This window comes from Chryseobacterium jejuense, from assembly GCF_017877355.1.
Classification (GTDB): Bacteria; Bacteroidota; Bacteroidia; order Flavobacteriales; family Weeksellaceae; genus Chryseobacterium; species Chryseobacterium jejuense_A.
Genome location: NZ_JAGIPR010000007.1, coordinates 14,617 through 29,042, shown reverse-complemented (window position 1 = coordinate 29,042; position 14,426 = coordinate 14,617). Strand labels below are relative to the sequence as shown.

General features: G+C 34.2%; 16 protein-coding genes. 7 read left to right on the top strand and 9 right to left on the bottom strand.

Translation table 11 applies throughout. From position 1 onward, the window contains the following. Positions 1-173: 173 nt before the first annotated feature. From J2772_RS15135 to J2772_RS15100, 8 genes are all read right to left on the bottom strand, one after another. Entirely contained in the window at positions 174-1,916 is a 1,743-nt protein-coding gene (locus J2772_RS15135; RefSeq protein ID WP_209918113.1) for an OstA-like protein, read from the bottom strand. A gap of 3 nt (positions 1,917-1,919) precedes the next feature. Further along, a complete protein-coding gene (locus J2772_RS15130) occupies positions 1,920-2,393 on the bottom strand; it encodes a Fur family transcriptional regulator (RefSeq protein ID WP_034709941.1) in 474 nt (157 codons plus the stop codon). A 68-nt stretch (positions 2,394-2,461) separates the two neighbouring features. Continuing rightward, on the bottom strand, positions 2,462-4,456 hold the full coding sequence (locus J2772_RS15125) for a KUP/HAK/KT family potassium transporter (RefSeq protein ID WP_209918111.1): 1,995 nt from the start codon (positions 4,454-4,456) through the stop codon (positions 2,462-2,464). Between the two features lie 113 nt (positions 4,457-4,569). Then, positions 4,570-5,550: a pyruvate dehydrogenase complex E1 component subunit beta gene (locus J2772_RS15120; RefSeq protein WP_089737606.1), complete on the bottom strand. Its 981-nt coding sequence runs from the start codon at positions 5,548-5,550 to the stop codon at positions 4,570-4,572. Between the two features lie 101 nt (positions 5,551-5,651). Beyond that, entirely contained in the window at positions 5,652-6,269 is a 618-nt protein-coding gene (locus tag J2772_RS15115) for a hypothetical protein (RefSeq protein ID WP_209918109.1), read from the bottom strand. A 1-nt stretch (position 6,270) separates the two neighbouring features. Continuing rightward, positions 6,271-6,768 (bottom strand): RNA polymerase sigma factor, encoded by a 498-nt coding sequence (locus J2772_RS15110; RefSeq protein ID WP_209918107.1) that lies wholly within the window; start codon positions 6,766-6,768, stop codon positions 6,271-6,273. A 100-nt stretch (positions 6,769-6,868) separates the two neighbouring features. Next, complete coding sequence (locus J2772_RS15105; protein ID WP_209918105.1) at positions 6,869-7,288, bottom strand: DUF2147 domain-containing protein; 420 nt, start codon at positions 7,286-7,288, stop codon at positions 6,869-6,871. A 123-nt stretch (positions 7,289-7,411) separates the two neighbouring features. Beyond that, on the bottom strand, positions 7,412-9,340 hold the full coding sequence (locus J2772_RS15100; RefSeq protein WP_209918102.1) for an LTA synthase family protein: 1,929 nt from the start codon (positions 9,338-9,340) through the stop codon (positions 7,412-7,414). A gap of 89 nt (positions 9,341-9,429) precedes the next feature. Between J2772_RS15100 and J2772_RS15095 the strand changes: the two genes are divergently transcribed. From J2772_RS15095 to J2772_RS15075, 5 genes are all read left to right on the top strand, one after another. Further along, positions 9,430-10,143 (top strand): CDP-alcohol phosphatidyltransferase family protein, encoded by a 714-nt coding sequence (locus J2772_RS15095; RefSeq protein ID WP_209918101.1) that lies wholly within the window; start codon positions 9,430-9,432, stop codon positions 10,141-10,143. 57 nt (positions 10,144-10,200) lie between these two features. Next, positions 10,201-10,965 (top strand): 3'-5' exonuclease, encoded by a 765-nt coding sequence (locus J2772_RS15090; RefSeq protein WP_045500539.1) that lies wholly within the window; start codon positions 10,201-10,203, stop codon positions 10,963-10,965. Between the two features lie 2 nt (positions 10,966-10,967). Next, a complete protein-coding gene (locus J2772_RS15085) occupies positions 10,968-11,369 on the top strand; it encodes a putative signal transducing protein (protein WP_209918098.1) in 402 nt (133 codons plus the stop codon). A gap of 77 nt (positions 11,370-11,446) precedes the next feature. Continuing rightward, entirely contained in the window at positions 11,447-12,052 is a 606-nt protein-coding gene (locus J2772_RS15080; RefSeq protein WP_209918097.1) for a fumarylacetoacetate hydrolase family protein, read from the top strand. A 59-nt stretch (positions 12,053-12,111) separates the two neighbouring features. Next, entirely contained in the window at positions 12,112-12,549 is a 438-nt protein-coding gene (locus J2772_RS15075; RefSeq protein ID WP_209918095.1) for a universal stress protein, read from the top strand. 82 nt (positions 12,550-12,631) lie between these two features. Here J2772_RS15075 and J2772_RS15070 read toward each other — a convergent pair whose 3' ends face one another. Next, the gene (locus J2772_RS15070) at positions 12,632-12,865 is read right to left on the bottom strand and encodes a DUF6341 family protein (protein ID WP_209918093.1); all 234 of its coding nucleotides are present in this window, start codon (positions 12,863-12,865) and stop codon (positions 12,632-12,634) included. 42 nt (positions 12,866-12,907) lie between these two features. Between J2772_RS15070 and J2772_RS15065 the strand changes: the two genes are divergently transcribed. Beyond that, the gene (locus tag J2772_RS15065) at positions 12,908-13,813 is read left to right on the top strand and encodes a DUF6427 family protein (protein ID WP_209918091.1); all 906 of its coding nucleotides are present in this window, start codon (positions 12,908-12,910) and stop codon (positions 13,811-13,813) included. A gap of 6 nt (positions 13,814-13,819) precedes the next feature. Then, a complete protein-coding gene (locus J2772_RS15060) occupies positions 13,820-14,404 on the top strand; it encodes a DUF3109 family protein (protein ID WP_209918089.1) in 585 nt (194 codons plus the stop codon). Positions 14,405-14,426 lie beyond the last annotated feature (22 nt).

The following is a 14,426-nucleotide window of genomic DNA, read 5'->3' as shown; positions in this document are numbered from 1 at the left end:
AGTTTTTTGATTAAATATTAACAATCAGCAAAAAATAGGACTTTGTTTAACAAAAACCTACCTGAACAAAATTTGAAAACCTCTATTTTTAATTTTTATTCTTCAAAAAGATAACAAATTAACCATTAGAAATAAAAAAAACCGCTTTACAAATAAAGCGGTTCATTTTATAGTTATTTTCTTACTCTTTTCGGTTTCTTAGCCTCTTCTTTGGCTCGTTCTTTCTCTATAGCATCCTGAGCCTTATCATAGAGCTCATTATCTGAAGAATATTTAATTTCTTCATAATTCGGACTGTCAACTAATACATCCTGCCATTTCCTGATCCTGTCTTTGGTATTCCAGTTGAAATCAGGAAATTTTCTTTTAGAAGGCTCTATTTTACTCATTGGATAGGTATCCGCAGTTGCCCCAATACTACATGAAATAATCTGCAAAGCTCTTTCCTCAAATAAAGCACCAATAATACCACAAGCAGAAAGTGTGATTCCAATTCTTTCCGGTTTTTGAGTTTCTTGGTTTACATCATCTACATAAGCAATAGACTGTGCATTTCCAACTACTCTAGCCTCTTTAATATCATTACCTTGATAGTAAACTGTCATATACTTACCTTTCACCTGATTGAATTCATCTTTCAGGGTTAAAGAGTCTACTTTACTAATGGCAAAGGCATTTCCAATTACTTTTAAGGAGTCTATATTTTCATTCTGAGTATTAAAATAGGCTTCAACTTTATCACCTGTTACCTGTTTTTCACCACTCCATAAAATAGGCTTTGTATACATATGCATCACACCATCCGTTTCATTAAAAGCGATAGAGTCTGCTCTACCTTGTGCATTGGATTTGTATATTCTTGCCTTTTTATAAGCTCTTAAAAAGCTCTTTTTAATTCTGATATCCAGAGAATCCGGTCTTTGATAAGTTATGATCGTCTCTGCAGCAAAATATGCAGTGTCTTTTTCCATGATTTTAACAGCATAAGGATTTTTGGTTATCATCGAAGAGTCTTTTTTCTCAAAGATTTCACCATATCCTCCTTTCACATATCTTCTTTCCTTCGGATCATCAAGCTTTACATTACCGGTTGCTTTTCCAAAACCTGTGATCTGATTAAAATACATGTCATCACCGGTAAGAATTTTATCATTATAAAAGATCTTGGAATTTTTGTTCAGGAAAGCTTCTTTGGTTTCCATCCTATAGGTTCCTCTTTCTGTGTAAACCTTGTTTTTAGGATTAGCTCTATTGGTAATGGTAGTAGGCCCGAAAAATTCTGCTACTTTGGTATTCTGGTTCTGCTTGATATTAACTCCTTCAATAATGTATTGAGCGTTGTCTATTTTAACATTTCCAACAAAATCAATCATTTTGGTATCAAGAAAATAGGTTGCAGATTTGGTATACATCACATTTCCCTGGCTGTCGGAAATAGTACCTCCCGTATTAAAATAAGCCTGACTCGACAGTTTATCATAATACAGAACTTCTGTTTTGATGGTTTGTTTTGGATCCGTAAGGACAACATTTTTCCGGGCAACACCTTTTTGGGTATTCCCATCATATTCCATTTCACCTGCTGTAATAACAGAGCCATCAGCATTTTGAAGCTTTGTATTTCCAATAGCTTTGGCAAAGTTCTCTTCACTATAAAGAACAACTTCATCTGCGGTAAGTATGGATCCCTTTTGCTCTATCTGAACATTTCCTACAAAATACTGGTTACCATCATATTTTGTGGGATCTTTAATAATTTTATCTGCGTTGATAAGTTTTATTTTATCTTCAGGTTTCAAGGGCTGAGGTTTTGCAGGTGAAGAAGTCTGTAAATAAGGGTCTCTCTTCACAGGAGTTTTATCCTGCGCAAAGCCAAGCGTAGAAATAAAGATAAACAGAAAAAGGATTATTCTCATTAATTAGTCATTCTTAGTGCCATAAAAATATAGCGAATGAGAATCAATTTTTACGCCAAATGCGTCTTCAATGGCTTCTTTGATTCCTTGGATTCTTGGGTCACAGAATTCAATAATTTCTTCAATTTCTTTATCTGAGTCTTTTTTGTAGATCACCAGGTGGTCATGCTGCTTGTCAAAATAAGACTTCTCATAGGATGAAGAAGTCAGGGTCTTTTCCCCGAACTGATGCTTACGGATTAATCCTGCATCAAGGAAAATCTCAATAGTGTTATAAATAGTTGCTTTAGAAACATGGTATTTCTTCTGCATCATCAGAAGATACAGATCATCAACATTAAAGTGATGATCCATATTATAAATTTCTTCTAATATCGTATATCTTTCAGGAGTGTTTCTAAACCCTTTTTCCAATAAGTAGTTTCTTAAAACATCCTTGATTAAAGCTATATTTTTTTCTTTTTGTATTGTATCCATTAAAAAAATTATCTACAAATTTATTGATTTTTATTTAAATAGATATTATGGTTTAAATACTCCAGGTATTAAGAGTTATGACGGAAGTATCCGGACTGTTCAATTTTATTGTCATAAACAGTGAGCTCTGTAATTGGTGCAGACTCCACTTCAACATTGTGAGAAGACACTCCCCATGCCTTAAAGTCATCACTTCCGATATACTTCACAAAGTTGTAAATATTAAGGGTAATCTTCTGTTTAACAGTCAGAAGTATATCGTTGATATAGGTGTTATCTATGATCACATATTTCAAATCCGGTGGTATGTCATGAGCTCTTAAAGAAGGATGACTACTTTTTGAAGGAATGGTTCCATCTGCCATAAGATCTTTCAGTACCATATTGAAATAATCATTGATTCTCCTGTCAACTTTAAACCCTAAAAGGAAATTGATCTTATAAACGGTTCCAGGCAAAATTTCATCCACCGTATATTTGAATGTATATGGATCTTCCTGATTAACAATACTCAGGATAAAGTAATGATCTGCTCTTTTCGGCTGTTTTTTGATGATGGAATAAATAATCTTTGATTCTACCTCATCATTTCGTTTGGCTCTGCTCAGATAAGCAAGGTTTGTAGCGTATTTAGGAATGGTTTCATCCAGCTTCATGTCTTTGAGAATAGAAATATACTTTTCTATTTTCACAAACTGAATAAACCTTGTTTTTATCAATCTTCCGTTATACCATGCGTACATAGAAACTCCGATAGACCCGGCCAGTACAACAGTGATCCAACCACCTTCCATGAATTTAATAATATTCGCACTGAAGAAACCTAATTCAATCGCCATATATACCAAAGCAAAAAGAAGGATCAGTACTTTACTTACTCTATGTTTCAATAGCCAGAAGACTAATAAGATTGTGGTCATCAACATCGTAACTGTAATGGAAAGTCCGTAAGCTGCTTCCATTTTTCCTGATTCTCTAAAATGAAGAACTACGATGATACATAAGATTAAAAGTCCCCAGTTGATTCTAGGAATATACATTTGCCCTTTAACTCCGGAAGGGTAATCAATTTTTTGATTAGGCCATAGATTAAGAGACATTGCTTCAGAAAAAATGGTAAAAGAACCTGTAATCAAGGCCTGGCTTGCAATAATTGCAGCAGCTGTTGCTAAAATTACTCCTGGTATAATCATCCATTCTTCCATAATACCAAAGAATGGGTTCACAACGGAAAATCCAGGTTTGTTATAATTGGTTAAAAGCCAAGCTCCTTGTCCAAGATAATTTAGAATAAGCATAATCTTAACGAATGCCCAACTTATTCTTATATTTTTGGCTCCACAATGTCCAAGATCTGAATAAAGAGCTTCTGCTCCTGTTGTACAAAGGAAAACAGCACCAAGAATAACAATAGCACTTGGAGAGTTTACAATCAGCTTGTAAGCATAATAAGGGTTAAAAGACCTTAGAATTTCAAGATTTTCACTCAAATGCATCACTCCTAAACCTCCTAATACTAAGAACCAAACTACCATTACCGGCCCAAAAAACTTACCAATAAAGCTAGTTCCGAATTGCTGCACCACAAATATTGCGATAAGAATTCCAATGGTAATAGGAACAACAGGGGTATGAGGATTATAAATTTCAAGCCCTTCTATTGCTGACATTACGGTAAGCGAAGGGGTAATCACTCCATCCGCGATAAGCGCTGCAGCTCCTACAATTGCAATAAGATACAGCCACCCTTTTTTAAGGTTTTTAACGAGGGAGAACAGAGCTAAAATCCCACCTTCTCCTTTATTATCTGCTCTTAAAGCAATAATTACATATTTTATGGTCGTCTGAAGGGTAAGTGTCCAAATAATACAAGAAAGAGCTCCTTCTATATATTCATTGAAAGGCATATTACTACCTTGAGATCTCGCATTCACAATTGCTTTCATTACGTAAAGCGGAGAGGTACCAATGTCCCCAAAAACAATTCCCAAAGACACTAAAACTCCAATAAAAGAAAGTTTCTTTATATCAAAATGATAACCATCTTCTGTAACTTCTGCCATATCAGCTTATTTATTTTAAAGGCGCAAATTTATACTAATTTTATGACGTCATGAATTATTCTTCATGAATATAATAAATGAAAAAACTTCCTTTCGGAAGTTTTTCTCTATAACTATTTTACGTACATCGCTTTTTTGATTTCTTCTTTTACTTTTTCAAGCTTAGGGAACCATTCTGCAAATAATGCTGCTGAATAAGGTGCAGGTGCATCAGGAGTAGTAATTCTCTTGATTGGAGCATCTAAATAATCGAATGCTTTTTGCTGTACCATATACGTAATTTCAGAAGATATTGATCCAAATGGCCAAGCTTCTTCTAAGATCACTAATCTATTTGTTTTCTTTACAGATGTTAAAATCGTATCAAAATCCAGTGGACGAATTGTTCTAAGATCAATAACTTCTACAGAGATACCTTCTTTAGCCATATCTTCAGCAGCTTGAATAGCCAGCTTCATGATTTTACCAAAAGAAACCAAAGTAACGTCTGTACCTTCTTTCTTAATTTCTGCCTTTCCTATTGGTAAGTAGTATTCTTCCTCAGGAATTTCCATTTTATCACCATACATCTGCTCAGACTCCATGAAGATAACAGGATCATTATCCTGGATAGCTGTTTTCAACAATCCTTTTGCATCATAAGGGTTTGAAGGAACAATTACTTTAAGACCAGGAACGTTTGCAAACCAGTTTTCAAAAGCCTGAGAGTGTGTAGCTCCCAATTGTCCTGCAGAAGCAGTAGGACCTCTGAAAACGATAGGACAGTTCCACTGACCTCCGCTCATCTGACGGATTTTCGCTGCGTTATTGATAATCTGATCAATACCTACCAATGAGAAATTGAACGTCATATACTCTACAATTGGTCTGTTACCATTCATTGCAGCTCCTACAGCAATTCCTGTAAAACCAAGCTCAGCAATAGGTGTATCGATCACTCTTTTCGGACCAAACTCATCCAACATTCCTTTTGAAGCTTTATACGCACCATTGTATTCTGCAACTTCCTCCCCCATTAAAAAGATGGATTCGTCTTTACGCATTTCCTCGCTCATTGCTTGTGCAATTACCTCACGAAAAGTATATTCTGCCATATTTATTTGAAAAATTTAGACTACAAAAATAGTGATTTTTTATTACTAACATAACAAAAAAGGTATCTCATTTGAATGGAAAGCCTTAATATTAATTTTATTTAAAAGGGGTTTTCTTCGTGGTAGCTGAGTTCTTTGTAGTTTTTTCTAAGATCATGTAAAATTTTCCCATAAGTTCTTTTATAAATTACATACAAAAGATAAAAGGTGATGAGCAAAACAATTGCAAAAACAATATAATTTGCCGTTACAGGTACTATTGTATTAGGATTAGTAGGCAAGTTATTCATATGATGAGCTGTATTCCATCCATCTTTAAAACCTGCCATAAAGTCTCTTAAATCATGATTAAAATGAATAATACTATCAACAATGGCCAACATCAAAGAAATACATGCATATGCTAATATGAGCGTTCTCAGATTTATAATATTTTTCATTAATGCAATACTGTTCTGTCCGGTTTTCATTTTATTGAAAAGATAAATAATTAATCCTGTAAAAACTAAAAACATAGCAACTCTCAGATAGGGAAACTGTTGATCAAGATACCCGTACAAGGTCCATAATATAATCTCAATTCCCCCAATAAGCAACAATGTTTTGGTCATGGAAACAGATTTATGTTTTATCATATTATAGATTTCATTTTCAGAATATTCTTTAAAATCGTCTGATTCTTTATTCCAGTCTTTTTTCAACAATTCTAATTCGTCCATATTATTTTGTGTTTATTTTGATTTTTAAATTATTCTTAGCCCTATTCATCTTTACTCTTGCATTTCCTTCAGTAATACCAAGGATCTCTCCAATTTCTTTATAAGGCTTATCTTCAAGATACATCATGATTAAGGCTTTTTCTACATCAGATAATGTATAGATTGCCTTATACATTTTTTGAAGCTTATGTTCATCATCTTCATAAACCTCATATTCCATTTTAAGGGATGAAACATCAATATCTACTGTTTGTGCATCCTTTCTTTTAGGTTTTCTAAATAAAGTAATTGCTGTATTAAGAGCTACCCGGTACATCCAAGTCGAAAATTTAGCTTCTCCTTTAAAACCTGGAAAAGATTTCCATAACTGAATGGTGATTTCCTGAAAAAGGTCATCATGATCTTCAGTATTATCTGTATATATTCTGCATATTTTATGGATAAGCTTTTGATTAGGCTTAAAAAATTCTACAAATGTTTTCTCCTGTCCGGTGCTCATATTCTATAAGTGGGGAGATTTTATTTTCGTTACATAATTTTTCAAAAAAAATGACATTTCATTTCTGAAATGCCATTTTAAAATTCTATTTAAACTTATATTAATTAGCTTTCTCCCAAACCTGGGTTCTTCCTAATAATGATAATCCTAAATATCCTCTTACATTAAGCTTATCTCCGCTTTTTGTAATGGTACATTTGTACGTTTTTCCTGTTTTAGGGTCTGTAATAGTGCCTCCTGTAAATTCGTCTCCTTCTTTTTTCAGTCCACGGATTATTTCCAGCCCAGCAATTGGTTTTCCTTTTCTGTCATCTTTACAAGCTGTACAGTTGGGCTCTGTCGGTTTTATTAATAACTGAGAAACCTTCCCGTAATACTTTCCGTCTGTCTTCTTAAAGATTTCTACAATAGATTTAGCCTGTTTGGTTTCATCATCTATTGTTTTCCACTTTCCTTCTATCTGTGCAAATGTCATCACTCCAAATAAAGAAAGCGCGAACGTTAACATTATTTTTTTCATATTTCTATAGTTTTAATTTTAATATAATATACTTTTCTAAGTATTGATAAAAATATAAATTAATTTTTAACGAACAAAAACTTTTATTATACAAAGCATAAAAGAGTAAATAAATGATTTCTGTTAATTCAGTTTCCTGTTGATTACTCTACTCATGTAATCCTGATACCAAGCTTTTGCCGTTTGTTTTCCCTGTTCTACTTCAGGTGTTTTTAATTGGCCAACCAAATTCTTTTCAAGAGCAAGATCGGCTTTATCATATACTCCCACAATATCCTTGCCATCAAAACGATAGATATAATTTCCGATCATAAACTGTTCATTATTTCCATCTGAATTTACTATAATATCCGGATATTTTTTATCACTTACCAGACTTCTTCCCCAACTTCTGATGGGTTTATTGTATCCTATCAAATCAGCAAGTGTTGGATAGATATCTATTTGCTGCGCCATTTCAGTATTTTCTCCTTTAAGCTGATATGCTGGATTTGGAGAATATAAAACTAATGGAACTGCAAAACGGTTCATTGCCTTTTCATATTCCGGATAATAAATCTGATTGGTATGATCTCCTGTGAAAACAAAAATCGTATTGTGGAACCAAGGTTCTTTTTTAGCCGTTTCAAAATATTTTTTAATGGCATAATCCGTATACTGTATCGGCTCATGCATTTCTATTTTTCCTTTTTTAAATTTCCCCTGATATTTTTCCGGAATTTTAAATGGATGATGAGAGGACGCAGTAAATACCGTGGTCATAAAAGGCTGTTTCTTTCCTACATTTTTAGCAAAGTATTGAAGAAACGGTTCATCCCAGATCGCCCACATTCCATCAAAATCCTCATCATGATTATATTCTGTTTTCCCGAAATAATGTTTGAATCCTAAAATATTTCCAAATCCCAAAAATCCCATGGAACCATTAGGAGCTCCGTGATAAAAAGAAGTATCATATCCCAGCTCATTACAAACAGAAACAATGGACTGAATCTTCTGATTGGAGTACGGAGAACCTGTAAAAGCATCCGTAAGACTCGGAATTCCGGCCAAAACACTGCTCATCCCATGAATAGACTGCCTTCCGTTCGCAAAAGTATTCGGAAAAATAAGACTTTGTGTTGCCAGGCTGTCCATAAACGGAGTATAGGAAACGTAATCTTTAATATTTTTATCCTTATTAAAAGCTCCGGAATACTCTCTGCCAAAAGATTCTACAATGAAAATAACAATATTGGGGCGGTTTTCCACCTTTCTGTCATATACTTTATAGGGATGCACATTTTCTTCAATATATTTTTCATCTACAAAATGAACTTCCTTGAAATTATTAGTGTTTAAAGTTCTGAAGAATGAAAACGTACTGTTAAGAACCAAATTCCCTTGCAATGGATTGGTTACAAAACGGGTAGCATCCACCATATTGATAGGTCTTGTGCTATGTTTGAAATCTCCTCTGATTCCTCCTACCACCAAAACAGCTGTGATACACAAAGTAACAATGGAAGATAAAAAATAAGGAAGTAATTGTACAGGTTTTGTTTCATCTACTTTTACTTTTTTATAAAGGAAAACCCATAATCCCATTAAAACGATAAACCAAATCAGCACAAAAGGATGCTGTCCAACTGAAATCATCAGCGTTTGAGAAACATTAGATTCATGCTCTGCTACCTGAAATACAGCTGAAGTAAGCCTTGATTGTGAAAATTTATAATAAATAAAGTCTCCGAAGTTCATGCCATACGCTAATCCGTTCGTCAGAAAATAAACCCAGAAAAGGACTTTCTGAAATCCTTTTTTTGTATTAATCACCAACGGTAAAAGACTTAACAAAATAAATAGTGCATTGACATACAAAATAGCTGTGGTATCGAAAGCTGTACCATGGTAAGCCAACTTAAGATACTCTGAAACAGAGCCTACTTTAATCAGATCCTTATTAAAATACCAGAATAAAAGTCTTGCGATCTGATAAAAAGTATAGGCTAAAAAAATCCTGTAAAGCAGTGCCAGAACTTCCTGTTTTCTAAATCCTTTTAAAAATTTCATGGGGCAAATTTACATCAAAATCATTTTATTGCGTTTTTTAGTGCATATTATTTTGAGTTAGAATTTTTAAAAACTGTAATTTTGTACTTATGGATTTTATAAAGAATAATCTGGCTAATGCCTTAACCCTGGCTAATCTATTTGCAGGCTGTGTGGGTGTAATACATCTTATTTTAGGAGACTATCAAACAACGGCAATATGCCTTATCCTCTCCTCTATTTTCGATTTTTTTGACGGATTTGTAGCCAGAGCTTTAAAATCGAACTCTAATCTGGGGCTTCAGTTGGATTCTCTTGCGGATATGGTGAGTTTTGGAGTGATCCCCGGACTTACGATGTATAAAGCATTAGAACCGTTCGGAGCTGAGCTTCTTGGACTTCATTTTCCTTTTGAAATTAAATATATCGGTCTGGTAGTAACTGTTTTCTCCTGCCTAAGACTTGCGATCTTCAATCTTGATGAGGAACAGAGGTATTATTTTAAAGGATTAAACACTCCAACCAATACAGTTCTTTTATTTGGATTATACTATGCTTTTAAGGAAACCGGAACTTTCAGTTTCCTGTTTGAAAATGCATTACTGCTTGTCATCCTTTCATTCCTTACTTCATGGCTTCTCATCAGCCCAATCAAAATGATGGCAATGAAGTTTAAATCCAAAGCATTAAAAGACAACTATCCAAAAGTAGCATTATTGATAGGCGGAATCGCTATTCTTGCGATCTTTAAGACTGTGGGAATTCCGATGCTGGTTATTTATTATATATTGGTATCACTTATTTTTCAAAAACAATTAAGATAGAAAATAGAGAACTTCTTATTTTCAATTTAACACATTTTCAAATTATTAATGAGCAACATGAACTTAAAACTCCATAAACCACTTTGTATTTTCGATCTGGAAACTACGGGAACCAACATCGGAAAAGACCGAATTGTTGAAATATGTATCTTAAAAGTAAATCCGGATGCCTCCAGAGAAAGCAAAACCTGGAAAATAAATCCTGAAATGGCCATTCCAAAAGAAAGCAGTGAAATTCACGGAATCTACGATGAGGATGTAAAAGATGCTCCTACCTTCAGAGAAATTGCTTCTAAGGTTATGGAAATGATTACCGGTACGGATTTAGGAGGTTTTAACTCCAACAGATTTGATGTTCCCCTTTTAGCTGAAGAGTTATTAAGAGTGGGAATGGATTTTGATCTGAGCAAATTCAAATTGGTAGATGCACAGACTATTTTCCATAAAAAAGAACCTAGAAATTTAGGAGCGGCTTATCAGTTTTACTGTGGAAAAACATTAGAAAATGCCCACTCGGCAGAAGCGGATGTGATGGCAACCTTCGAAGTTCTGGACGCACAGGTTGGAAAATATGATGATATTCCGAATGAAATTGCTCAATTAAGCGAGTTCACTTTCCATAATAAGAATGCTGACCTTGCCGGATTTATCGGATATAATGATAAGCAGGAAGAGGTCTTCAACTTCGGAAAATATAAAGGACAAGGTGTAAAAGCTGTTTTCCAGAAGGATCTTGGATATTTCGGATGGCTTCAGAATGCAGATTTCCCTCTGTATACCAAGAAAGTATTCACTAAGATTCAACTGTCTAGTAAATTTTAAATATGTCTGATCTGGTTCGCTTTAAATTTTATGAAACAGCCCTTGAAGCTAACAGGGACAAACAGATTCTGGCTGAAAACGGAATCAACAGTTTCATTGCGAATGAACAGCTTATTCAGTCGGATTGGCTGCTTTCTCAGGCTGTAGGCGGAATTCAGCTTCAGGTTTTTGAGGAAGATCGAGAAAAAGCGGAACAAATTCTTAAGGATTATAAAGACAATGAACAATACTCGTTAGAAGTAGAACACACTATTGAAGATCCGGAATTTGATTTTGTTTGTTCAAAATGTGGTTCCAATCATATCTACAGAGATGACAGGGCTACCAGTTTTTTTGGCATCTCGTTTCTGACGAGCCATAAATTTGTGTGCTATTATTGTGGCAATGAATTTATCCACGAATAAGTACAATAAAATATTTACATCAATAAAAAGACGGCTTCGTTTCTCGCAATGACGAAGTAAAAAAATAAAAAAGAGTTATGAAAATCATCTGCATAGGAAGAAATTACAGCGAACATGCTAAAGAATTAGGAAACGAAATTCCGGAGAACCCTGTTATTTTCATGAAACCGGATACAGCGGTTTTAAAGGGAAATGATTTTTATATTCCTGAATTCTCCAATGACATCCACTATGAGCTGGAAGTGGTGATAAAAATATCTAAAGGCGGAAAATACATTCAGAAGGAAACGGCTCACAAACATTATGAAGAATTAAGTTTAGGAATTGATTTTACGGCCAGAGACCTTCAGAGTGAATTAAAATCAAAAGGATTACCATGGGAACTGGCTAAAGGCTTTGATGGTTCTGCGGTAGTAGGGAATTTCTTTAAAAAAGAAAGTTTTGACCTTAAGAACCTTTCTTTCTCTCTTCTGAAGAACAAAGAGAAAGTTCAGGATGGCAACACTAAAGATATGTTATTTGATGTTGATGATATTATTGCTTTTGCATCTCAGTATTTTACTTTAAGAGTAGGTGACCTTATCTATACGGGCACACCAAAAGGAGTTGAAAAAGTAGAGGAAAACGATATTCTGGAGGCTTACCTTGGGGAAGAAAAAATACTGGACATCCGAATATTATAAGTATTTAACATAAAAGTCTGGTAATTTTTTTATATCTTTAGGTAACAAAATGAAAGGTTATGATAAATATTGTATTACCCGTAGATTTTGGGGACAAAACAGACCAACTGGTGGAAGGTGCCATAAAATTTGCAAAACAACTTAATGGTAAAATTTACCTGATCCATGTTGCACCATCCGATATCGGCTTTGCTATTGGTGATATGGGATTTCAATATTTTCCGGAAGTGGAAGCCAATGAAATCAGGGAAGAATTGGTTCAGCTTAATAAAATAGAGCAAAGAATCATCGCCCATGATATCGATTGTGAGCATCTTTTAAAACAAGGATTGGCAAAAGATATTATTCTTGAATATGCCAAGGCAAATAATGCTGATTATATTGTGATGGGTTCACACGGAAGAAGCGGGATTTATGATGTATTTGTAGGAAGTCTTACCAAAGGACTTACAAAGAGTTCGAATATCCCGGTTTTGGTACTCCCTATCCACGACTAAGTAAAGAAAATTTTAATCGTTAGTCATAAAAAAACCGATCAAATAAATTATTTGATCGGTTTTTTACTATATAACCAATTAATTAACCTTCTTTTTTGTAGATATTCGGATCATAGTAAGGATTCTTACCTTCCGTTGGAGAATAATAATCTTTATCTTTATCACCACCAAGTGTTACAACCAGTACGTAGCACCAGTAAGTGAATAATACACAGCAAACTATAAATAGAATCCAGTTTAAAACATTTCCGAAAGTATCAAAGAATGCGAAACTCGATTTGAAAACTTTGCTTAAGAATAGAAAGAAAGACGTCATTATTTTCCTTTTTTAAATTAACTTTGTACAAATTTATAAAAAATGTTTAAATTACTTTCAAAAGAAAGCAATATTTTTTCAATTCCTGTTTATATTGGTTGTCTTCTTTTAGTAGTCGTAATATTTAATATACTGAATTTCAATACTTATGAAGCAATTATTGCCGGAATTACATTTCTGGGAATTGCTTTAGGATATTTTTGTTTTCACAGTATTGCCCTTAATTATCAAACCCATCTGCCATTATTTTTATATACGTTTTTTATTTTTGGGCTGTATCCGGGTAATTTAGACATAGGAATTGCTGTTTCACTGTTAACCAACTCTTTCCTGATCTTACTCTTAACGAGTGCCGATGAAGATATCAGGAAGAAATCCTATGTATTGGTAGGTGCCATAGTAGCATTGAATTTTATTTTTCTTCCTACTACCTGGCCCATGGCTGTTTTTGTAATCATTCACGTGATTGCTACTTCTGCCAAAGTAGGTTTAAATCTTTTCAGGTTCCTTTTAGGGGTGATTCTGATTGTATTCAGTTATTTTTCTGTGATGTTCTTTGTGCAGTTCACTTCATGGAATATTGATTATTTCCCATTTGGAAAGATGAAACCGGTAACAGATTATACGGAATTATTCCCCTTAATTCCAGTGGCATTGATGCTTGTTTATGCCGTATATGACCATTTTCAAAACTATAATAAGAAAAGTCCGATAAGCAGATACAAATATACTTTTCTGCTGGTCTTTTCTCTAGCTCAGCTTGTTACCATCATTCTTTACATGAATAAAAACTATGAATACTTATTGCTTCTGGCATTTCCATCAAGTATTATTCTAAGCAGAATGATGAGATTCTTACCCAAATATTGGATGAAGGAGGCCGGCTTATGGCTTATTATTTTAAGTTTACTTACCTTTAAAGCAGGTACGTATTTTGATTTATTTTAAAAAATTATGATTCAGATAGACGATAAATTGATTTCTGAGGAAATCTTTTCCGAAGAATTTGTGTGCAACCTTACCAAATGTAAGGGGGCATGTTGTGTGGAAGGTGATGTTGGAGCTCCGTTGGACAAAAACGAGCTTGAAATACTGGACGGTATTTTTGACAAAATCAAACCTTATCTTACTCAGGAAGGCATCAAAGCCCTTGAAGAGCAGGGTACATGGACTACTGATCCACACGACGGAATGTATGTTACTCCCATGGTGGAAAACCGTGAATGTGCTTATGTAACTTTTGATGATAAAGGAATTACAAAATGTGGTATTGAAAAAGCATATGAAGATGGTGCAGTAGACTGGCAGAAACCTATTTCATGCCACCTCTATCCTATCCGTGTTACGGAATACTCTTCATTTACAGCATTAAATTATCATGAATGGAATGTATGCAGCGATGCCTGTACGCTTGGAAAAGAGCTTCAGGTTCCTGTTTATAAATTCCTGAAAACACCATTAATCAGAAAGTACGGCGAAGAATTTTACAATGTTCTGAGCGGAGCTGCCGATGAATGGAAGAAAGAATATGGTTCATAGACAACCTGAATAAAAAAGAAAA